This window comes from Streptomyces sp. NPDC018045, from assembly GCF_044327445.1.
Taxonomy (GTDB): Bacteria; Actinomycetota; Actinomycetes; order Streptomycetales; family Streptomycetaceae; genus Streptomyces.
In genome coordinates, this window is sequence record NZ_JBIRFL010000023.1 from 29,995 (window position 1) to 49,796 (window position 19,802).

Below are 19,802 nucleotides of genomic sequence, written 5' to 3' on the forward strand. Positions count from 1 at the left end.
CCCTTCGGGCGCACAGTCTGCCATCGACTGCCGCTTGAAGCATTCTTCCGCATTGCGTAGCAGTACTACTCCGGCTTGCGCTACGTTGCGTGTTGAAGCAACTACTCACGCAGTAGCGGAGACAGTCATGCCCCTACACGCAGTCACCCCCCTCCGGCACCCCGCCCACCGCCACGGCAACTGGGAGTACAGCCTTCGGCTCCCCCACAGTCCGCTCAGCCCCGGCATCGCCCGTAGCACCGCGTACCTCGTCCTGGAGCGTCACTCGCTCGACGAACTCGGCGACCGCGTACGGCTCCTGGCCTCGGAACTCGCGACGAACTGCTACCTGCACGCGCCCGGCCCGGCGCGCATGCGGCTGTCCTGGGAGGCCGGGGTGGTGCGGATGAGCATGTGGGACACCGGACGTACGCTCCCCGGCGTCGCCGAGTGCCCCGCGCCGGGCGATGTGGACGCCGGGACCGGGCGCGGGCTGCGGCTCGTGGGCGCGTACGCCGACGACTGGGGGTGGTACGCGCTCGATCCGAACCGTCTCGGCGTCGACGGCAAGATCGTGTGGTGCGAGCTGTACCGCTGAGATCGCCGATCAGTCGGCCGCGGACAGGGCCTCCGGCTTCGCCGCCGTGGCCGGGGCGTCCGGCGCGGCCGGTGTCCGGGGCGGCACCGTACGGGCCTTCGCGCGGCGCTGAAGTGCCGCCGCCCAGAGCGCCGCGGCCAGCGCCGCGGCACCGACCGCCGCTCCCACCCAGGCCACCGACGGGAAGCCGAGGCCCGCGTCGATCGTCAGGCCGCCCAGCATCGGGGTGAGGGTGATGCCGACGTTGAAGGCGGACGTGTTGACCGCGGGGGCCAGTGTCGGTGCGTCCGGGGCGAGCGTGAACACCCGGGACTGGACGACCGGGTTGGTGACGTATCCGGTCACTCCGAGGGCGAAGACGAGCACGATGGTCACGGCCAGATTCTCGGCCGTCAGCGCGAGCAGCGCGGAGGCGGCGGTCAGGCCGCCGATGCCGAGGAAGAGGGTGCGCAGGGGGCGGCGGTCGGCGGTGCGTCCGCCGAGGGTCATTCCGAGGAGCCCGCCGACCCCGTACAGCGCCAGTACGGCCGGCACCAGGCCCGCCGGCAGGCCGCTCACCTCGGTCAGCAGGGGCGCGAGGTAACTGAAGGTGACGATCGCGGCGCCGAAGCTCAGCGTGGTGACGAGGTAGGAGACCCACAGCGCGGGCCGGGCCACGGCTTTGACCTCGCGGCGCACGGAGAGGGGTTCCGCCAGGTCCGCCCGGCCCGTCGGCAGCGCGGCCAGCAGAGTGATCAGGCTGACGGCGGTCAGGGCGACCACGCCCCAGAAGGCCGCGCGCCACCCCGCGTGCTGGCTGAGCACCGTGCCGGCCGGTACGCCCACGATCGTCGCGAGCGTGAGTCCGGTGCCGACGACCGACAGTGCCTTTCCCTTGGCGTCGGCGGACACCAGGCTCACCGCCGTCGCAGCGGCCACCGCCCAGAAGCCCGCGTACGCGAACGCGCTGACGATCCGCGTCGCGAACAGCACCCCGTACCCCGGGGCCAGCGCGCCGACCACGTGACCGGCCACGAAGACGAGTTGGAAGGCGACCAGCGCGGTCCGGCGCGGCAGGCGCAGGGTGCCGACGGCGAGCACGGGCGCGCCCACGACCATGCCGATGGCGAACGCGGACACCAGGAGCCCGGCGTCGGGGATGGACACTCCCAGGTCGGCGGCCACATTGGGCAGCAGCCCCGCGAGCATGAACTCGGAGGTCCCCTGGGCGAAGATCCCCAGCCCGAGGAGATAGACGGCTATCGGCATGTCGTGCGTGCTCCCGTTCTTGTGCGGCGGGGCGTCCGGTACGGACACCGCCGGTCACGTTTTGTATCGTTCGGTTCAAAATCAGGGCGAAGAAAAAGACGGCCCGAAGGGCGGGCCGCCGACAGGGCACCGTGACGGGGAGACACCGCCCCGCCGCCCCCTCAGAGCGCCGCCATGAAGCCCTCCATGACCCCCTCCAGCGCCGCGCGGTCGGCACCGCAGCGGGCCGAGACACGCAGGCCGCCGACGGCCGCGATGACCAGGTGGGCGAGCATGCGCGCGTCCTTGCCCGCATCGATGTCGCCGTCCCGCTGCCCGGACGCGATCGCGGTACGGATCGCCTCCAGCCGCAGCCGGTAGTCCCGCGCCAGCTCGCCCGCGACCTCCTCGTCACGGGCCGCCACCTCGACGGCGGTGTTCACCACCAGGCAGCCGCGCCGGGGCTCCTCGTCGCCGCACTCCTCGTCGATGACCCGCCGAAGGTGCGTACGGATCTTCTCCCGCACCGGCAGGCCGCTCTCCAGCAGCGCGAACAGCTCACCGTTGCGTTCCGCCATGTAGCGGTCCAGCGCCCGCTCGAAAAGGTCGTGCTTGCTCTTGAACGTGTTGTAGATGCTGCTGCGCCCGAGGCCGGTCGCCTCGCACAGGTCCTGCGTGGACGTGGCTTCGTAGCCGGCGGCCCAGAACGCCTCCATCGCGGCGCCGACCGCCCGCTCCTCGTCGAATTTCCTGGGGCGGGCCATGCCGGTGACAGTACAGGTATTGGAACGTACGGTCCAATACCTGCGATCCCATACGCGCGGTCCACCACGTGCGGTCCACCGCAGACAGCCCCACGCAGGCGGCCCCATGCGGTCGGCCCCATGCGGTCGATCCCATGCGGTCGCCCTCAATGGCGTCCGCCCTCGTCCGCCCCCGTCGGCCTACGTCGCGGCCGGTCGGCGTTCACGCGTACTTGCCGCCCAGTTCGCTGTCCTTGAAGGCCGCGTTGTCGTTGATGCCGAGGACGTAGCCGTCGAGGTCCCGTACGTAGAACATGCGCTGCCCGTTGTGGTCGGTGACCGTGTCCTTGACGAGCTCGGCGTGCTGAATCATCCGGTCGTGTACGACGTCGAAGCCGTCCACTCCGAGGTAGAACATGCCCGCGAAGCCGATGGGCGTGTCGGCGAGGACGGGGAGCCAGCGCTTCAGGTCGGCGTTGCTGTAGAGCATCGCGCAGAACTCGCCGCCGTACAGCAGCATGTGGATGTCGTCGCCGGGGCGGGCCGTACTGGAGTCCACGTCGAAGCCGAGCTTCTTGTAGAAGCCGATGGCGGCGGCGGTGTCCTTGACGCTGAGGCAGGGGGCGAAGGGCATGGGGGCTCCGGAGGAGAGGAGGCGGGGGGCGTGCGGAGGAGCCGTACGCCCCGGAGTGCGCGGGCGCGCGGGCCGGCTTCCTTTTTCCGGCGCCGGGCCTGCCGCCGCACGCCGGGGGCCGCCGACCGGGTGGCCCCCGACGGGCCCTGTCCGCCGGGCCCCGCGCCGCTACGACCCCGTGCGGGGGAAGCTCACCTCGACGCGCCGGTTCTTCTTGCGGCCGTCCTCCGTGGCGTTGTCGGCGATCGGGTACTGCTCGCCGTAGCCCCGGATCTGGAAGGTGACCGTCGAGCCGAGGCCCTTGGCCAGCTCGCGCTGGACGGCGTTGGCGCGTTCCTTGGACAGCACCAGGCCGTGCGCGGCCGTGCCCAGGTCGTCGGTGAAGCCGAAGACCCGCAGGTTGGTGGCGTTCTGCTGCTTGATCTCGGCTGCGATGGCGCTGATGCGGGACAGCGCGTCGGACGAGAGTTCGGCGCTGTCCTTGCCGAAGAGGACCTCGGCCTGGAGAGCGAAGGTCACGTTGGAGTTGGTGTCCTGCCGCCGCTCGGCGCCGTCGTCGGTCTCGACGATGGACTTGATGTTGAGCACCTTGGCGGGGGCGAGGGTGGCGCCCTGGACCATCCGGAGGTCGGGGTCGCGCGGGTCGATCTCGACCGGTGCGGTGGTGTCCTCGGAGACGCCGGGCGGATCGTCGGCGCGGGCGGCGGGCGGGGTCGGCGTACCGGCCAGGAGGAGGGCGGCGGCCGCGACGACGGCGGCCCGTACCGTGCGGGTCCTGGCCCCGGACGTGGTGATCATGGGTCAGTCCGAGATCGGGACGGTGGCGGGCGGCATGGTCGGCAACTGGAAGTCGACCTCGGTCACCTTCGCCGGCGGGGCCGGGAACTGCGCGAAGACGGGCCGGCTCGCCCCGGGCTTCAGGCCGCTCAGCCCGGTGGTGCACAGGCACTCGCCCTCGGTGTCCCGCAGCACCAGATAGCGCTTCTTGCCGGCCTTGTCGACCAGGGCGGCGCCGGAGACGGAGGAGCGCGAGCGCATCCCGGTCTCGTTGGAGCGCCAGTCGATCGCGTTGAAGATCTTGGTGCCGTGGTTGGTGACGGTGCCGCTGACCGTGACGAAACCACCGCTGTCCCGTACCGCGGAGTGCAGGGTGACCACCACCCCGTCCGGCCCCTTGACCTCGCCGATGACCTTCCGGGAGTCGGCGGCCGGGGTGCCGCGCCCGGTGCCCTCGGGCGCGGATCCCCGCGCCGACGGCTTGCCGGCCGCGCCGCTGCCGCCGCCCTCGTCCCCGCCGCAGCCGCCGACGACGAGAGCCAGGCCGGCGGCGATCGCCGCGGCGGCCACTCTCCTGGTGGCCTTCGAAGGGCGCCCAGTATCCATGGATGCGATTCCCTCTGCTCGTCGTCGGCTGGTCATTCGGCAAGGCGTACGGAGAACAGGTCGGCGGCCTCGGGCAGGTCACGAGGGTCGGCGGGGTCGACGGTCCACTCCTTGCCGTCCTCGCAGGTGAGGTGGGCGGCGGGGGGTCCCGCGGGCGGGTCGTCGGCGGGCGGCTCGTCGGCCGGGGGCTCGCCGCCCTGGTCCTGGCCCCCGTCGGAGCCGTCGCCCTGGCCGTCCCCCTCCCCCGGCACCGGGTCCGGCGCCGGGCCCGGCGTGCAGCGCGGTTCGACGACCGCCCTGGCCCGGGCCGAGGCGTGCGTGCTCTCGGTCCCGGGGATCACCGAACGGCCCACCGTCCTACGGGTGTCCGCCTCGACGGCGAACGACGTGGGGTACGCATCGGGGGTGCACGTCGCGTCGGCGTCGTTGCGCCCCGCGAACCACTGGGCGTTCGCACAGGCGTCGTCGCCGGGGACGCCGCGGCCGCCGAGGAGGTCCGCCCAGGGCGCGCCCGTACGGATCGCGTCGAGGAGCTTCGCGCTCAACTGGTCCCGGTACTTCTGCCCGGCCGCCAGCGCGGCCGCGTCCGCCGCGGTCTGCGCGGAGTTGCGCGTCACGGCGGCCTGCCCGACCGCGAAGAACGCGAGAGCGAGGAAGAGCAGGCCCGCCACGGCCACGATGTACACGGGAAACGCCTGGCCGGCGTCCCGGTGCCGGCGGCGGGCCGCCGCCCGGGTCAGATCCCCACGACCTCGGAGATCTTGTTGGAGATGGCCGTCGCGATCTGACTGCCGAAGTCCGTGGTCGACAGGACGAGCACGATCGCCACGACCACGGCGATGATGCCCAGGTACTCGATCGAGGTCTGCCCCCGGTCGTTTCCCCACAACCGCTTCGCCATCGTGTTCCCCTCCATGGGCGGCCGGGCCGCTCCGGTCCGGATGGTCTGCCCCCGTGGTGTCGCCCCGTGCGCACCCGTCGTCCGGCGGGACGCCGTACGGCCGGGCGCCGTACAGGCGCACACCGAACACGCGTACACCGGACGTGAGCACGCTGCGCACACGCACGCTCGCGACACGAGAAAAGTACGCCGGAACACCGGTCCCGGAACAGGGCGTCCGCCCGCATTCCTTTCCCGTGGACACGGGTTGAAGCATCGATGGGTGTTTTGGGGTGCCAGGACCGCCCGGCTCATCCGGTACGGCAGGCTTTTCCGGTACAGCCGGATCGCCCGTTACGCCCGTTCCGTCCGACGGCATCCTTCCCACCCCCGCCCGTCCTCACCGACAGCGCCGTCACCCGCCCCGGTGTGCCCGGCGGTGCGGCCGGGGCCGGGGAACACATGGATGCCGACTGTGCCACATACCGTTGCGTACGCGAAGGGTGTTTGCCCAACAGGAGCCGTTTCGAGACGCGTAAGGGGGCGCCGGGGGCGGGGAGTTGACGCACGGACCGTACGGACCGTCCAGGCCCCCGATCCGTTCCGGGCCGCCCGGGACGCCCAGGGCCTACGGACCGTCGGACCGTCCGGCGCGCCCCCGGCCCACCTCAGTCGCCCATCAGCGACCCGAAGTTGGTGCCCGAGCCCAGGAAGAAGCCCGCGACGAGCAGGATCATCGTGGCGGGGACCATGAACGTGGTGACGACCACGGTCGCCTTGGGCACCGCGCGGGCGGCGCGGCGCCGGGCGTTCTGCGCGTCGGTGCGGCGCATGTCGTCGGCGATCTGGATGAGCGTGTCGACGATCGGGGAGCCGAGTTCCTCGCCCTGCTGGAGCGCGGTGACGAACTGGGCCACCTGCTCGGAGTCGTTGCGTCTGCGCAGTTCCTCGAACGCCTCGCGGCGGCTGACGCCCATGTCCATCTGCCGCAGGGTGATCCGCAGCTCGTCGGCCCACGGGCCTTCGTACTTGTCGGCGACCCGGTCGAGGGCCTGGCGGAAGCCCAGTCCGGCGCTGACCACGACGGCCAGGACGTCGAGGAAGTCGGGCAGGGTGCGTTCGATGGTGTCCTTGCGTTGGCGAATCGCGGCCCAGATCCCGACCTCGTTCCAGAAGAGCCCGAAGGCCACCAGGAGGAGGGCGAGCAGGAACTGGGCGCGCAGCAGCACGACGAACGCGCCGCCGAAGCCGAGGAAGCCGTAGACCGCGCGGCGGGCGGCGTAGCGGTCCACGGTCAGACCGCCGGGGTTGCCCGCCAGATCGATGCGCCTGCGCACCTTGGCCACCCGCTTCTCCCCCATCATGCGCAGGACGAGGGGCGCGTAGCGCATGCCCGTCCGGTCCACCGCCGAGCCGACGACGGTGGTGCGGGACGAGCCGACCTCCAGGGCGACGGCGATGTCCGGCGGCAGCCTGGCCTCGCGGCGGTAGAGGGCGACGCCGTAACAGGCGCCCGCCACGGCGAGGGCGAACGCGAGGGCGAGGAGCAGTCCGGTCGTTCCGATTCCCATGGGTGGGTGCCTTCGGGTGAGTGCCATCGGGGGGCTCAGGGGGTTCTTCCGGGCGTCTTCGGGTGGGCCGCGTGGCGGGTCCGCTGCCGGAGCCGTCAGACGTCGATCTTGGAGATGCGGCGGATCACGAAGAAGCCGACGGCGTACAGGACGCAGGCCACGACCACCGCGGCCTGGCCCAGGAACGTGGCCGTCATCCGGTCGATGGCGCCGGGCGCGATCCGGTTCATCAGCAGCAGGGTGCCCACACCGAGGAACGGCACGACGTACGCGGTGACGACGACCTGGGAGAGCTGGGTGCGCACCTCGCGCCGGGTCTCCTTCCGCTCCTCCAGCGTCCTGGTGAGGTTGCGCAGCGAGCCGACGACCGTGCCGCCCGCGCGGTTGGACAGCACCAGGGTGGTGACGAGGACGACGAGTTCGCGGGAGGGCAGGCGGGCGGCGAGTTCGTCGAGGGCGTCGTCGAGGGAGTGGCCGACAGCCAGTTTGTCGGAGACTTTGGCCAGTTCCTCCCCGGCGGGTGCCTCCAGTTCCTCCGCCGCCATGCCCAGGGCCGTCCGCAGCGCCAGCCCGGCCTGGGTGGCGTTGGCGAGGATGCGGGACAGCTCGGGCAGTTGGTTGATGAACTTCTCGATACGTTTCTGCCGCTGCCAGGTGAGGAAGGCGTACGCGGACCAGACGGCCGCCAGGGCCGCGATGGGCCCGAAGAAGGGCGCCAGGACCGTCTGCGCGACGATCCAGAGCCCGGCGACCACGGCGAGCAGGCCCACGAAGAACTCGCCGGGGGTCACGTCCAGGCCGGTGGCCGCCAGCCGCAGTTCCAGACCGCGCCCGAGGCGGGTGGCGCGCAGCCGGCGGTCGACGGCGGAGAAGCGGCGGCCGTGGGCGGGCCGGGGCAGGCCGTGGTCGTCGGAGAGCCGGTCGACGAGGGCCTGGTGGCGCTCGCGTCCGGTCGCGTACAGCCGCAGGCCCACGACGGCCAGCACCGCGCAGAGCAGGGTGCTGCCGAGGGTGAGCAGGGCGATGTCGTCCAGGGGCATGGGCGCGGGTCCGTCCTCCGATGGGTGAGCCGCTACGAGGCTTCTCGGGTGGCGAGCTGGTCGGCGGTGGCCGCCACGCCGAAGGCCGGGGGCACCGGCTCGTCGGCGAGGTAGAGGCGTTCGGCGACCCGGCGCGGCAGCGGGTGGTGGCGGAAGCGGCCGCGTACGGTGCGGTCGGCGCCGCTCGGCTCGGCCTCGAAGCGGCAGACGGTGGCGATGCGGTAGTCGGCGTGGCCGTGCGAGTCGAGGATGGCGATCTCGCCGATGCGCCGGGAGCCGTCGGCGTGCCGGGTGATCTGGACGATGCAGTCGACGGCGCTGTTGATCTGGTCCCGCAGCGCCTCGAAGGGCACCTTGACGTCGGACATGGACGCGAGCGTCTGGAGGCGCATCAGGGCGTCCTCGGCGCTGTTGGCGTGCACGGTGGCCAGGGAGCCGTCGTGGCCGGTGGACATCGCCTGGAGCATGTCGAGGGTCTCGCCGCCGCGGACCTCGCCGACGATGATGCGGTCGGGGCGCATGCGCAGGGAGTTGCGGACCAGGTCGCGGATGGTGATGCGGCCCTTGCCCTCCACGTTGGGCGGCCGGGACTCCAGACGGATGACGTGGTTCTGCTGGAGCTGGAGTTCGGCGGCGTCCTCGACGGTGATGATCCGCTCGCCTTCGGGGATGAGGCCGGAGAGGGCGTTGAGGAGGGTGGTCTTGCCGGCGCCGGTGGGCCCGGAGACGACGACGTTGAACTTGGCCCGGACGAGCCCGGCGAGCAGCAGCACCATCGGGTCGTCGAGCGTGCCCATCCCGATCAGTTCGGGCAGCGTGTACGCGCGGGGGAAGCGACGGATGGTGAGGGTGGCGCCGTTCAAGGCGAGCGGCGGGATGATGACGTTGACGCGCTCGCCGGAGGGCAGCCGCGCGTCCACCATCGGGTTGGACTCGTCCACCCGGCGGTTGACGGTGGAGACGATGCGTTCGATCGTCTGCATGAGCTGCTCGTGGGAGGCGAAGCGGACGGGGACCAGCTCCACCCGGCCGTGGCGCTCGACGTACACCTGGTCGGGGCCGTTGACCATGATCTCGGTGACCGAGGCGTCTTCGAGGAGCGGTTCCAGGACGCCGAGGCCGAGCGCCTCGTCCACCACGCGGCGGATGAGCTGGGCGCGTTCGGCGGTGGACAGGACCGGCCCCTCGCGGCTGATGATGTGGCCGAGGACGCGCTCCAGGCGGGTGCGGCGCTCGGCCGCGGCGAGCGCCGACATCTCGGCGAGGTCGATCTCCGCCAGGAGTTTGGCGCGGTAGACGGCGACGAGATGGCCGTCCTCGCGGCCCGCCGGGGCAGCCTCCGGCGCGGCGATGCGGGCTTTGAGGCTCATGGGGTGGTCGTTCCTCCGGGTTCGGCGGGCAGGGCCATGGTGGCGCTGCGGGTGGCGTGCCAGGGGCCGGCGCCGGGGATGACGGACGGGATCTCGACGGTCACGGTCGCCCGCACCTCGCCGCCGCCCTCGGGCGCGTTGACCGTGGCTTCGGCGCCGATCCAGTCGCTCATGGCGGCCTTGCCCGCCGCCTCCGGACTCGCCTTCCGGTCGGCCTCGTCGAGGGTGGCCGTACGGGCGGCGGCGCGCGCTCCCGTACCGGCCTGCTGGACGGCGTACGCGGCCAGGCCGAGCTGGATGGCGGCGAGGGCGACGATCAGCAGGACCGGCAGGAAGCCGAGGAATTCGATGGAGACCTGGCCGTGGTCGTCGCGGCGCCCGCGTGGCCTGCGCGGTCCCCGGGCGCGTGCCGTACCCGTGTCCCGTACGGCCGCGCCGCGCGGACCGGATACCCGTCCCGTATCTCTCACGAGCCCTCCTCCGCCACGCCCGCCGTGCCCGTGACCGTCCACGGGAAGTTCCCGGCGCCGGGGAAGAGCACCGGCACCTTGAGGCCGACCGTCGCCTTCCACAGACCGCCCTCGGCACCACACCCGATCGTGGCGCTGTCCGCCCACGCGCCGGGCAGGTCCTTCTCGGCCGCCGCCGCGCACGCGCCCGCGCCCCCCGTCTCGGTGGCGGTGCCCGCCCGCGCGCCCTTGTCGGCCGAGTTCGCGGCGAGCGCGTACGTGTAGCCGACCAGCACGACCTGCCAGACCAGGACGAGCACGACCAGGATGAGCGGCGCCAGGCCGAGGAGTTCGACGGAGATCTGGCCGCGGTCGTCGGTGGTCCACGGGTGCCGCCCCGTCCCGGTGGCCGCCCCGCGCCCGCCGCGCCCCCGCACGCCTCAGCCCTCCTCGTACGGCCCGGACGGACCGGACGCGCCGAACGCCCCCGGCGCCCCCGGCTCCCCGGCGGCGGGCCCGGCCGTCAGCGCCTTGCGCCGCCGTCCGGTCAGCGACGTGCGGGCGCGGTGGCTGCCCCGCCCCTGCCGTGCGGCCGGCGCGTCGACCAGGCCCAGCTCCCCCGCCAGCGCCCACAGCGCCTGCCGGACCGTGGACCGGGCGTCCAGGTCCTGCATCCGGCCCGCGTCGACGTACGGCTGGAGCTCCTTGAACCCGGCCGGTACGGGGGTGCGGGCGACCCGGGTGCCGGTGGCCTTCCCGACCAGTGGCGGCTGGATCTCGGTGTTACGGGTGAGGCGGTTGACGACGGTCGTGGTGTCGTCCGCCTTGCGGATCTGGAGCCGGTCCCACAGTCGTACGAGGCGCTTGGCGGCCCGCACACACACCACGTCCGGCGTCGTCACCAGGAGGGCGGTGTCGGACAGTTCGACGGCGGCGGCGTTGGCGGACTGCATCTGGGAGCCGCAGTCCACCACCACCAGTTCGTAGCGCGAGCGCAGCGCCGCCAGGACCGTACGGGCGGCCCGGTCGTCCACCTCCTCGCCACGCTCGCCCTCCTCCGGCGCCAGCAGCAGGCCCAGGCCGGTGTGGTGGGCGTGCACGGCGTCCTGGAGGACGCGTACGGAGATGTCCCGGATGCCCGCGAGGTCGACGATCGAACGGCGGAACTGGACGTCCAGATAGGAGGCCACGTCCCCGGACTGGAGGTCCATGTCGACCAGCGCGACACTGCGCCCGGCGGCGTGCGCGGCGAGCGCGAGCTGGACGGCGGTGACCGTCGTGCCGACGCCGCCCTTGGCGCCGGTGACGGTGACTAGCGTGCCGGCCGGTCCGGACACCGCCTCGTGCCCGCCGCCCAGGTGCACCCGTACGCCGGACGCCCACTGGGCCGCGGCCTGCACCCGGGCGGCCAGTTCGTCGTAGCCGAGCGGCAGTCCGACGATGCCGCGCGCGCCCGCATCCATGGCGGCGGCGAACAGGGCCGGGCCCGCGTCGGTGGTGATCAGCACGACGCCGACGGCGGGGAAGCGCAGCGCGATGTCGCGGATCAGCTCCAGCGCGGGCACCGGGCCGATGCGCTCGTGGACGAGGACGACTTCGGGCAGTTCGTCCACGGCGGACGGCGGCCCCGGCAGGTCCGGGGACCCGGCGGCGGCCCTGGACGCGGCCCGGTCGAGCGCGTCGGCCAGGGCGGTGGAGTCGGCGACCGGTGGCGCGGGCTCGGCCCCCGGCAACTGGCTGAGCAGCGATGACACGGCGCGGGCGGCGTCGGGCTCACCGACGGCCGGGAGGATGCGGATGGTCACCAGTGCCTCCGGGTCATTTGTCGCCGTCGAGGGTGTAGGTGCGCTCGCCGGGCGGGATGTCGGCCTCGGTGCCGGGGGCGACGAGGGCGAGCCGTACGTGGGTGGCGAACGACTCCGCGTAGGCGACGCGCTGGGCGTCCTGGGTGCTCAGCGCGAAGGTGATCGGTACGGCCTCGGTGGCGCGGCGGGTACTGGAGGAGCGGGTGTCGCCGGGGTCCTTGTGCTCCAGCGGGGTGAGCTTGCCCCGGTCGATGACCGGGGCGTTCGCCACGATCACCTTGGAGACGGGCCGGTCCTCGGCGCGCTTGCCCTCGAAGGTGGCGTAGATGTTCACCCGGGCACCCGGATTGATCTTCCCGGCCACGCCGGTGGCCGCGTCGATCATGATGGCGATCTCCTGCTGTCCCGGCTTGAGCGCCGGACGGTCGACGACCATGTCGTCCTGGAGAAGCGAGCCCTTGTGCAGCGGTGTCACGGCGATCTTCCCGCGCACCCGGGCCAGGTCGGTGACGGCGGTGGACGGCAGCCAGCGCTCCGGTATCGCCACCTTCTCGAACTGTCCCGGGTCCAGCGCCTGGTAGGCCGCCACGTCCGCCGTCAGCCGGTACGCGGTGCGCTCGGGGCCGACCTTGGACTCCACGTCGCGGATCACCGACAGCACGCCGACGAACGCGCCGAGCGCGCAGAGGACCGACAGGAGCAACAGGATCACTCCGCGGCGCTGGCGTGAGTTCATGAGTGCGGGACCTCGTCGGTGTGGGTGTGGGTTTCGGTGTGGGTTTCGGTGTGGGTGGGGAGACGGGCGGGGGCGGTGACGGCGGTCGGCGCCGGGCGGTGGCGCCGCCGGGGCCGCTGCCGGCGTTTCTGCCGGGGCGGGCCGGGGGGCGGCGGTCTGCGCGGGCGGATTCCGCGCCGGTCCGGTACGGGTGCGATCAGCGCGCCCGCACGGCCGCCCGCCCTCCCGGCTCCGGACCGGGGACGCCGGCCGGCGCCACCGGGGCGAGGCCGCGGCGCCGCAGCAGGGAAGAGGCCGGTGAGGCGGCGGCCGCTTGAGCCGGGCCCGGCCCGGTGCGGGAGCGCGCGGCCCCGTCCGTACGGGGCCCGGCGCCCGCACCCGGCGCGGCGGTCGGCGCGCAGCAGAACGCGCAACGGTCCCCGATGAGTTCGCGACCGCACCAGCGGCACTCCTCTCTCCGTACGGACGCCACGATCTGGTAGAGCACCGAGAGATCCGGGATGGCCGCCGCGAATTCGATGACCTTGCGGGTCCCCCACCACGCCGCCGACTCGGCGGGCAACGGGACCTCGTACGTCCCCTGCACCTGCCAGGAGCGCGCCAGGACGCCGCCGACCCACTCGCCGGGCAACTGTCCCCGCGCGTGGGCGAGGCGGGTGGCGAAGCCGGGCGGGCACAGGCCCGCGTCGGTGGCCCGTTCGGCGTGCCGGCCGAGACCGACCAGGTGCGGTTCCGGATTGGCGAGCACCGCGAACTGCGTGCCGGGCAGCCAGGACCGCAGATGGGAACGGAGATCCGTCCCCACCCTGTCGAGGCGTGCGACGCTGCCGAGCAGGGCGCCCGCGTGCACGTAGTGCGCCAGCAGGCGGGCGGCGCAGGCCAGCAGCCCGGGGCTGAAGTCGCACAGCGACAACTGCCGGAGCTGGTGGGCCAGTACGGCCAGGCCGAGCGGCGGCAGATCCACCGGCAGGATCGCGAACCGGTCGCTCTCCAGGACCGCGCGCAGGGTGTGCAGCCGCCGGACGTGGTCCGGCGGGCAGGCGGTGGAGTAGAGCGCGACGAGATGGCCGTGGTGCTCCAGCACCGCGCCCATCTCGGTCAGCGCGTCGTCCAACGGCTGGGCGTGCGGGGGCCGGACGACCACGGCGGCCGGGGTCTGCCGGTCGGTGGCGGGCAGCGCGAGGTCGGCGCTGGTGACTGCAATCGCGGTCGGCACGTCGCGTCCCCCACTGCGCTGCTGGCGCTGTCGGCACTGTTGGCGCTGTCGGCACTGCTGTTGGCTCAGCACCTTATCGACGAGTTCCGCCCCGGAGAACACGTTCTGGGGTACTGGGCGTCGGCCTTGGCACATTCCGCCGCGCCCCGCCGTACGAAGGCAGCGACACCAACGGCCGACCGGCCGCGCGGCGCTCGGGGCGCCGCGCGGCCGGCTCGCGTTCTAACGGGTCACTGGTTACGCGTTACGGGGCACGGTCTCCCGGCTCCGGCTCTCCCGGATCCCGGCTCGTGGCTCCCGGCTCGTGGCTCCCGGCTCCCGGCTCCCGGCTCCCGGCTCCCGGCTCCTGGCTCCTGGCTCCTGGCTCCTGGCTCCTGGCTCTGGAGCCTCCCGCCGTCACGGCTTGGGAAGCACGCATCCCGCCCGCCCCAGGTCCAGCTTGTTGCCGGTCCCGAAGCACTTGGGGATGGTGTGGATCTGCTGGGCGTAGTTGATGCCCTTGCGGACGGTGACCTTGCCGTTCTCGTCGACCTCGCACGGGTTGTTCATCGTGCAGCGGCCGCCGCTCTCGTTGCCCGTGTTGTTGATCGCGGCGACCTTGCCGGAGGCGGTGTCGATGACCGGCGACCCGGACGTACCGCCGATCGTCTTGCACGCCGGGGTGTACCGCACGGAGTCCTTCATGACGTAACCGCCCTCCTTCAACTGCGGGACGAACCCGTCGATGTTGCAGGAGTAGGTCTTCTTCCAATAGCCGGAGACGACGGTGATGGCGGCGCCCTTGGCCGGGTGGGTGGTGGCGATGTCGAGCGCCTTGATGCCGTAGCGCTGCCGTATCTGGGCGTAGGTGGAGGAGAGTTCGTAGAACGACACATCGGTGTCGGTCATGGTCGCGTACGCGACCTTGGTGGCGCGTACCGTGCCGAGGTTGCCGGCCGAGGCGCTGAGCACGGTGAAGCTGCGGCTGGAGGGCTGGTCGACGACGACCTCGCCCGGGTCGGGCATCCCGCTCTCCAGGCAGTGGCCGTTGGACATGACCAGGGCCGGGTCATTGTCGGTCGAGGTGGGCATCCGGACGATCGAACCCGAACAGTTGCTGAGCGCGACCGTGCCCGCGAAGTTCACGGCCTTTGCCTTGGCCATGGCCGGGGCGGCCTGCGCCGGCTGGAGCGGCGGCGCCACCGCGGTCCGGGCCGCACCCCGGTCCGCCGCGTCCGGCGTCGTGACGGCGCTGGCGGTGCCGGCGGCGCCCACGAGCGCCGTGGCGCCGAGGACGGCCGTGGCCAGGGCGCCGACGAGAGGTCTGTTCATGTGGGGGTCCTCTCACACTGGTGCGTCCGGCGTGGCGCCGGACTTGTCGTGCGCATTGTTGGGGCGGCACCGGCCGCTGGCAAGGATCTTCCGGAAACCGGCGGGAATTTGGCGTGTTTGCGTCAACGCGAGGCATTGACCGAGCCATGCCAAGGCAAAACACTGGCGCCGTCGCTCGCCTCACACCCCCACGGAGGTCACACCATGCGACCACGATTACGCGGCAGACGGACCACCGTCCTCGCCGCACTCGTCTCCCTCGCCCTGGCCGCACCCCTCGCCGCCCGCGCGGAGGACTCCCCTCAGCAGGAACCTTCCTCCCGGACCGCCGCCGGCACCACGGCGGCGGACACCGGCACACCCCGTCAGTACGAGATCACCGGCCTCGCCACCGCGGCCCAGCGCACCGCCCTCGCCGCCACGGGCGTGTCCATCGACGAGGTGCACGGCCGCACCGTCGTCATCACCGCGGACACCGCGCAGGCCGCCCTCGTACGCACACTCGGCCACCGGCTACGGGCCCTGCCCGCGCCCCCGCCGGGCACCGGCGGCCGCGTCAAGGACTTCCCCTCCGGCTACGGCAAATACCACAACAACGCCGAGGCCACCGCCGAGATCAACGCGCTCGTCGCCAAGTACCCCGCCATCCTGGGCAAACGCGTCATCGGCAGGTCCCACGAAGGCCGTGACATCCTCGCCCTCAAGCTCAGCAAGAACGTCGCCCAGGACGAGAACGAGCCCGAGGTCCTCTTCACCGCGCACCAGCACGCGCGCGAACACCTCACCGTCGAGATGGCCCTCTACCTGCTCAACGACTACACGTCCAAGTACGGCAGTGACCCGCGCGTCACCAAGATGCTCGACTCCCGCGAGATCTGGATCATCCCGGACGTGAACCCGGACGGCGGCGCCTACGACATCGCCACCGGCTCCTTCCGTAGCTGGCGCAAGAACCGCCAGCCCAACGCCGGCTCCGCGAACGTCGGCACCGACCTGAACCGCAACTGGGACTACAAGTGGGGCTGCTGCGGCGGCTCCTCCGGCAGCACCGGCTCCGAGACCTACCGCGGCCGGTCACCCGCCTCCGCCCCCGAGGTCAAGGTCGTCGCCGACTTCGTCCGCGGCCGGGTCGTCGGCGGCGTCCAGCAGATCAAGACCGCCATCGACTTCCACACGTACAGCGAACTGGTCCTGTGGCCCTACGGCTACACCTACAGCGACACCGCACCCGGCATGACCCAGGACGACCGCGACGCCTTCGCCACCGTCGGCAAATCCATGGCCGCCAGCAACGGCTACACCCCCGAACAGGCCAGCGACCTCTACATCACCGACGGCTCCATCGACGACTGGCTCTGGGGCGACCAGAAGATCTTCGCCTACACCTTCGAGCTGTATCCGTCCTCCGCGGGCGCGGGCGGCTTCTACCCCCGCGACACCGTGATCCAGCGCGAAACGTCCCGCAACCGCGACGCCGTCCTCCAACTCCTGGAGAACAGCGACTGCATGTACCGGTCGATCGGCAAGGAGGCGCAGTACTGCAAGACGGGGTGAGGTGATCCTCCTAGTGGCCGGGGGCCGCCGCACAGTGGCCCCCGGCCGTCAGGATTCCCCGGCACGCACCGCCCGTACGGCGTCGGTGTACAGCTCCGCGGTCAGGTCGCCTTCTGCGATCCCCCACCCGGCAAGCACCGCCCGCACATCCTCCAGAGCGTCACGCAATTCTCCTCGACCCGCCACCTGCGTTTCCAACTCGACCCAAGTGCCATCGATTTCCGGGACTCGGACGAGGGTGGCAAGCATCGGCCGCCCGTGTGCGATGAATTCGCAATTCCGGCAGTGCTTCGCAAAGGCGATCGCCTCGATGTATCCGAGACCGTTGAGCATGTCCCGGAGGGCTGCCGGGTCGCCGATACCCGTCTCGTACTCCGGCTTCGATCCCGACGCTTCGTCGACCCGTGGCTCTTTGTACGTCAACAGAGCCCGCGTTCCGTCCGGACCGTCCACGGTGCGCAGCCGCAGTTCCCGGTCGCCTGCCCCCAAGCTCCCGCCCGGGGTGTCGAAATACGTGTCCCGGTACACCTCGTCACGCCCGTCGGCCCACCGCTCCAAACGCTCCCGCACCAGCGCAGGTTCGCGCACACGCGCTTTCAGCTCGGCTTCGATCACGCCCCTGCTCCCCGTCGTCATACCGTACGTTCGCTGTCGGCCACGGTCGTTTCCACCATGCGCCGGAAGCCGCGGAACAACGGACCGGGCGGCGTCTCCATCACCTTGTATGTCGCGGACTCGTATCCTTCCCATCCGGAGTCGAAAGCAGACACGAACATGGTGGAGTCCAGTCGGATGATCCGCCACGTGGGCAAGGTCCTGTACCGGTACACCGCCACGTCACGGCCGTCGGCAAGTTACGGCCAGTACGTCCCACTCCGACGCAGTACGCGCCTGCCCACGGATGTCCTGGGCTGCTGCCGACTGCGTCTGGTGGACGCGGACCACTTCGGGGTACGACGCCAGGTCGAAGGCCGGACCACCAGTACGGCGTTCCCGGCCTGCCGCCAGGCCAAGCAGGTGGCGTGCGTCATCCGGCAAGCTCAGCCCATCGGCGATCCGCTCGAACACGTCGAGACGTACGACTTCACGGCGCCTGTTGATGACCTCGTTGACGCGTGCCTGCGTCATGCCCACCGCCATGGCGATACGGGCCTGGCTGGCGCCGCCGTACTGCTGCACATGCCGGAACACGGCACCGATGTCCCGTGATCTCAACGCCTGGCGTACATATGCGTGCTGCCAGGCACAGTCCGGCAATTCGACCGGCATCATCACCGTCGCCGTCGGCGCCCCTCGTGCTCACGGCGGGGTGGAAAGTCATCCCACCGTGAGATCACCGGCCGGGTATCGAGATCCTGGTCGCAAAGCACGAATCTGACGGGGTGAACACAGTTGCCCCGTCACCGCTCGTCTTCATCCACGACCGTGATGCGACGCGGTCCAGCGCCATCCTCGACCTACGTCTCTCCGGCTGCGTCAACTACGCCGACCGCCACGGCCGGCAGATCGCGGGCCTGTGGGTGGATCGGGGAGACGATGCGCTGAGCAGCACGCGACCGCAGTTCTCGGCGCTCGTTGACACGATGCGCGACCCAGCACGGCGCCGGACCACGATCTGCCTCGTACACCACTGGTGCAGGCTCGCTCATGACGACGCGCTGCGCCACACGCTTCAGCAGCGCGTCTCCCGAGCCCGCGGCTGTACGGCCACGACCTTCGGCGACGCCGACGAGCGGGCGGACGCCGTACTCGCGGGGCTCGGGCGCGGAAAGGGCTGACCTACACCACCAGGCTCACCACCCCCGCCACCGCGAACCCCACCACCGACAGCACCGTCTCCAGCACCGTCCACGACTTCAGTGTGTCGCGTTCGGAGATGCCGAAGTACTTGGCGACCATCCAGAAGCCGCCGTCGTTGACGTGGGAGGCGAAGATCGAGCCGGCCGAGATGGCCATGATGATCAGGGCGAGGTGGGGCTGGGAGAGGTGCTGGCCGTCGACCAGGGGGAGGACGATGCCGGCGGTGGTGACGATGGCGACCGTGGCGGAGCCCTGGGCCACGCGGAGGACGACGGAGACCAGCCAGGCGAGCAGGATGACGGGCAGGCCGACGTTGTGAAAGGTGTCGGAGAGGGCGTCGGCCACGCCGCTGCCCTTGAGGACGGCGCCGAAGATGCCGCCCGCGCCGACCACCAGCAGGATGTTGCCGACCGGCTTGAGGGAGGCGGTGGAGACGGTCTCCAGGGACTTGCGGGACCAGCCGCGGCGGACGCCGAGGAGGTAGTAGGCGAGGAGGAGGGCGATGGTCAGGGCCACGAAGGGGTTGCCGAAGAATTCGACGATGGAGCGGAGGGTGGAGGGGGCGAGGGCGATGGAGGAGAAGGTGGCGAGCAGGATGAGGACGAGGGGGGTGCCGATGATGGTGAGGACGGTGCCCAGGGCGACGGGTTTCTCATGGGGCCGCACGCCCGCTGCTGTCTGTTCGGCGGTCACCGCGGCGCGCGCTTCCTCCGCGGCCTCGACCATGTCCTGCGGTACGGGGACGAAGAGGCGCTTGCCGATCCACGCGGCGTAGGCCCAGGCGGCCAGGACGGCGGGGATGCCGCAGACGATGCCCATGAGGATGATCCAGCCGAGGTCCACCTTGAACAGGCCGGCGGCGGCGACCGGGCCGGGATGCGGCGGGAGGAACGCGTGGGTCATGGAGAGGCCGGCGAGGAGCGGCATGCAGTAGAGGAGGACGCTCTTGCCGCTTCGCTTGGCCGCCGCGTAGACGATGGGGGCGAGAACGAAGATGCCCACGTCGAAGAAGACCGGAACGCCGAAGATGAGGCCGGTCAGGCCCATCGCGAGGGGCGCGCGGCGTTCGCCGAAGAGGCCGAGCAGGCGCCCGCTCAACACCTCGGCTCCGCCCGAGACTTCGAGGACCGCGCCGAGCATGGTGCCCAGGCCGATGATGATGGCGACGTGTCCGAGGATGCCGCCCATGCCGCTCTCGATGAGGGAGGGAAGGCTGGATTTCTGGACGGTGCCGAAGAGTTCGGTCACGGACAGGCCGGCTGCCAGGCCTACGGCCATGGAGACGCCCAGGAGCGCCACGAAGGGCTGGAGGCGGACTTTGATGATGAGGACGAGGAGCAGGAGGATGCCGAGGGCGGCGACGGTGAGGAGGCCGGGTGTGCCCGGTATGAGGGCCAGCAGGCCGCCGGTGTGTGGTGGTCTGGCGGGGGCCGCGGCAGCGAGGACAGCGTGGACCATGTGGTGACTCCGTTGTCAGACAGGGTGGTTCCAGGCAGGGGGGACCGC

22 protein-coding genes are annotated in these 19,802 nt (G+C 71.7%); 3 read left to right on the forward strand and 19 right to left on the reverse strand.

Going from position 1 to position 19,802, the window contains the following annotated elements:
- Nucleotides 1-127: 127 nt before the first annotated feature.
- Nucleotides 128-577: an ATP-binding protein gene (locus tag ACH4EB_RS31395; RefSeq protein WP_398351475.1), complete on the forward strand. Its 450-nt coding sequence runs from the start codon at nt 128-130 to the stop codon at nt 575-577.
- A gap of 9 nt (nt 578-586) precedes the next feature.
- On the opposite strand, the gene ACH4EB_RS31400 is transcribed toward ACH4EB_RS31395, so the two are convergent.
- The 16 genes from ACH4EB_RS31400 to ACH4EB_RS31475 form a co-directional block, all read right to left on the reverse strand.
- Entirely contained in the window at nt 587-1,825 is a 1,239-nt protein-coding gene (locus ACH4EB_RS31400; RefSeq protein ID WP_398351572.1) for a Cmx/CmrA family chloramphenicol efflux MFS transporter, read from the reverse strand.
- A 161-nt stretch (nt 1,826-1,986) separates the two neighbouring features.
- Entirely contained in the window at nt 1,987-2,568 is a 582-nt protein-coding gene (locus ACH4EB_RS31405) for a TetR/AcrR family transcriptional regulator (protein ID WP_398351477.1), read from the reverse strand.
- Nucleotides 2,569-2,770: 202 nt separating this feature from the next.
- Nucleotides 2,771-3,181 (reverse strand): VOC family protein, encoded by a 411-nt coding sequence (locus tag ACH4EB_RS31410; RefSeq protein ID WP_398351478.1) that lies wholly within the window; start codon nt 3,179-3,181, stop codon nt 2,771-2,773.
- Nucleotides 3,182-3,349: 168 nt separating this feature from the next.
- A complete protein-coding gene (locus ACH4EB_RS31415; protein WP_398351480.1) occupies nt 3,350-3,979 on the reverse strand; it encodes an OmpA family protein in 630 nt (209 codons plus the stop codon).
- Between the two features lie 3 nt (nt 3,980-3,982).
- Nucleotides 3,983-4,564, reverse strand: coding sequence for a hypothetical protein (locus ACH4EB_RS31420; protein ID WP_398351481.1), 582 nt, complete (start codon nt 4,562-4,564; stop codon nt 3,983-3,985).
- Nucleotides 4,565-4,596: 32 nt separating this feature from the next.
- Nucleotides 4,597-5,304 carry a pilus assembly protein TadG-related protein gene (locus ACH4EB_RS31425; protein ID WP_398351574.1) on the reverse strand — a complete coding sequence of 236 codons (708 nt, stop codon included), beginning with the start codon at nt 5,302-5,304 and terminating at the stop codon, nt 4,597-4,599.
- The gene (locus ACH4EB_RS31430; protein WP_398351575.1) at nt 5,301-5,465 is read right to left on the reverse strand and encodes a hypothetical protein; all 165 of its coding nucleotides are present in this window, start codon (nt 5,463-5,465) and stop codon (nt 5,301-5,303) included. The genes ACH4EB_RS31425 and ACH4EB_RS31430 overlap by 4 nt, the downstream gene beginning before the upstream one ends.
- 647 nt (nt 5,466-6,112) lie before the next feature.
- Nucleotides 6,113-7,015 (reverse strand): DUF5936 domain-containing protein, encoded by a 903-nt coding sequence (locus tag ACH4EB_RS31435; protein WP_398351483.1) that lies wholly within the window; start codon nt 7,013-7,015, stop codon nt 6,113-6,115.
- A gap of 95 nt (nt 7,016-7,110) precedes the next feature.
- On the reverse strand, nt 7,111-8,055 hold the full coding sequence (locus ACH4EB_RS31440; protein ID WP_398351484.1) for a type II secretion system F family protein: 945 nt from the start codon (nt 8,053-8,055) through the stop codon (nt 7,111-7,113).
- Between the two features lie 32 nt (nt 8,056-8,087).
- Nucleotides 8,088-9,425, reverse strand: coding sequence for a CpaF family protein (locus ACH4EB_RS31445; protein ID WP_398351485.1), 1,338 nt, complete (start codon nt 9,423-9,425; stop codon nt 8,088-8,090).
- Nucleotides 9,422-9,895, reverse strand: coding sequence for a TadE family protein (locus ACH4EB_RS31450; protein WP_398351486.1), 474 nt, complete (start codon nt 9,893-9,895; stop codon nt 9,422-9,424). Before ACH4EB_RS31450 ends, ACH4EB_RS31445 begins: the two co-directional genes overlap by 4 nt.
- The gene (locus ACH4EB_RS31455) at nt 9,892-10,311 is read right to left on the reverse strand and encodes a TadE/TadG family type IV pilus assembly protein (protein ID WP_398351488.1); all 420 of its coding nucleotides are present in this window, start codon (nt 10,309-10,311) and stop codon (nt 9,892-9,894) included. Before ACH4EB_RS31455 ends, ACH4EB_RS31450 begins: the two co-directional genes overlap by 4 nt.
- A 3-nt stretch (nt 10,312-10,314) precedes the next feature.
- On the reverse strand, nt 10,315-11,679 hold the full coding sequence (locus ACH4EB_RS31460) for a CpaE family protein (RefSeq protein WP_398351489.1): 1,365 nt from the start codon (nt 11,677-11,679) through the stop codon (nt 10,315-10,317).
- Between the two features lie 13 nt (nt 11,680-11,692).
- Complete coding sequence (gene cpaB / locus ACH4EB_RS31465; RefSeq protein WP_398351490.1) at nt 11,693-12,415, reverse strand: Flp pilus assembly protein CpaB; 723 nt, start codon at nt 12,413-12,415, stop codon at nt 11,693-11,695.
- Nucleotides 12,416-12,611: 196 nt separating this feature from the next.
- Nucleotides 12,612-13,631, reverse strand: a complete 1,020-nt coding sequence (locus tag ACH4EB_RS31470) for a hypothetical protein (protein WP_398351492.1) — start codon at nt 13,629-13,631, stop codon at nt 12,612-12,614.
- 396 nt (nt 13,632-14,027) lie between these two features.
- Nucleotides 14,028-14,942: a serine protease gene (locus ACH4EB_RS31475; protein ID WP_398351493.1), complete on the reverse strand. Its 915-nt coding sequence runs from the start codon at nt 14,940-14,942 to the stop codon at nt 14,028-14,030.
- Between the two features lie 204 nt (nt 14,943-15,146).
- On the opposite strand from ACH4EB_RS31475, the gene ACH4EB_RS31480 reads away from it, so the two are divergent.
- On the forward strand, nt 15,147-16,496 hold the full coding sequence (locus tag ACH4EB_RS31480) for a M14 family metallopeptidase (RefSeq protein WP_398351495.1): 1,350 nt from the start codon (nt 15,147-15,149) through the stop codon (nt 16,494-16,496).
- A 48-nt stretch (nt 16,497-16,544) separates the two neighbouring features.
- On the opposite strand, the gene ACH4EB_RS31485 is transcribed toward ACH4EB_RS31480, so the two are convergent.
- A complete protein-coding gene (locus ACH4EB_RS31485; RefSeq protein WP_398351496.1) occupies nt 16,545-17,111 on the reverse strand; it encodes a class IV adenylate cyclase in 567 nt (188 codons plus the stop codon).
- A 222-nt stretch (nt 17,112-17,333) separates the two neighbouring features.
- On the reverse strand, nt 17,334-17,768 hold the full coding sequence (locus ACH4EB_RS31490) for a helix-turn-helix domain-containing protein (RefSeq protein ID WP_398351497.1): 435 nt from the start codon (nt 17,766-17,768) through the stop codon (nt 17,334-17,336).
- A 110-nt stretch (nt 17,769-17,878) separates the two neighbouring features.
- Here ACH4EB_RS31490 and ACH4EB_RS31495 point away from each other — a divergent pair, with 110 nt between their 5' ends.
- On the forward strand, nt 17,879-18,274 hold the full coding sequence (locus ACH4EB_RS31495) for a hypothetical protein (protein WP_398351498.1): 396 nt from the start codon (nt 17,879-17,881) through the stop codon (nt 18,272-18,274).
- Between the two features lies 1 nt (nt 18,275).
- On the opposite strand, the gene ACH4EB_RS31500 is transcribed toward ACH4EB_RS31495, so the two are convergent.
- A complete protein-coding gene (locus ACH4EB_RS31500; RefSeq protein ID WP_398351500.1) occupies nt 18,276-19,754 on the reverse strand; it encodes a GntP family permease in 1,479 nt (492 codons plus the stop codon).
- Between the last annotated feature and the right edge of the window lie 48 nt (nt 19,755-19,802).

Coding starts and splice junctions, on each gene's coding strand:
- cpaB (WP_398351490.1), bottom strand. CDS start 12,415: ATGAACTCACGCCAGCGCCGCGGAGTGATCCTGTTGCTCCTGTCGGTC.
- ACH4EB_RS31445 (WP_398351485.1), bottom strand. CDS start 9,425: ATGAGCCTCAAAGCCCGCATCGCCGCGCCGGAGGCTGCCCCGGCGGGC.
- ACH4EB_RS31440 (WP_398351484.1), bottom strand. CDS start 8,055: ATGCCCCTGGACGACATCGCCCTGCTCACCCTCGGCAGCACCCTGCTC.
- ACH4EB_RS31490 (WP_398351497.1), bottom strand. CDS start 17,768: ATGATGCCGGTCGAATTGCCGGACTGTGCCTGGCAGCACGCATATGTA.
- ACH4EB_RS31410 (WP_398351478.1), bottom strand. CDS start 3,181: ATGCCCTTCGCCCCCTGCCTCAGCGTCAAGGACACCGCCGCCGCCATC.
- ACH4EB_RS31405 (WP_398351477.1), bottom strand. CDS start 2,568: ATGGCCCGCCCCAGGAAATTCGACGAGGAGCGGGCGGTCGGCGCCGCG.
- ACH4EB_RS31415 (WP_398351480.1), bottom strand. CDS start 3,979: ATGATCACCACGTCCGGGGCCAGGACCCGCACGGTACGGGCCGCCGTC.
- ACH4EB_RS31400 (WP_398351572.1), bottom strand. CDS start 1,825: ATGCCGATAGCCGTCTATCTCCTCGGGCTGGGGATCTTCGCCCAGGGG.
- ACH4EB_RS31500 (WP_398351500.1), bottom strand. CDS start 19,754: ATGGTCCACGCTGTCCTCGCTGCCGCGGCCCCCGCCAGACCACCACAC.
- ACH4EB_RS31435 (WP_398351483.1), bottom strand. CDS start 7,015: ATGGGAATCGGAACGACCGGACTGCTCCTCGCCCTCGCGTTCGCCCTC.
- ACH4EB_RS31475 (WP_398351493.1), bottom strand. CDS start 14,942: ATGAACAGACCTCTCGTCGGCGCCCTGGCCACGGCCGTCCTCGGCGCC.
- ACH4EB_RS31430 (WP_398351575.1), bottom strand. CDS start 5,465: ATGGCGAAGCGGTTGTGGGGAAACGACCGGGGGCAGACCTCGATCGAG.
- ACH4EB_RS31480 (WP_398351495.1), top strand. CDS start 15,147: ATGCGACCACGATTACGCGGCAGACGGACCACCGTCCTCGCCGCACTC.
- ACH4EB_RS31395 (WP_398351475.1), top strand. CDS start 128: ATGCCCCTACACGCAGTCACCCCCCTCCGGCACCCCGCCCACCGCCAC.
- ACH4EB_RS31420 (WP_398351481.1), bottom strand. CDS start 4,564: ATGGATACTGGGCGCCCTTCGAAGGCCACCAGGAGAGTGGCCGCCGCG.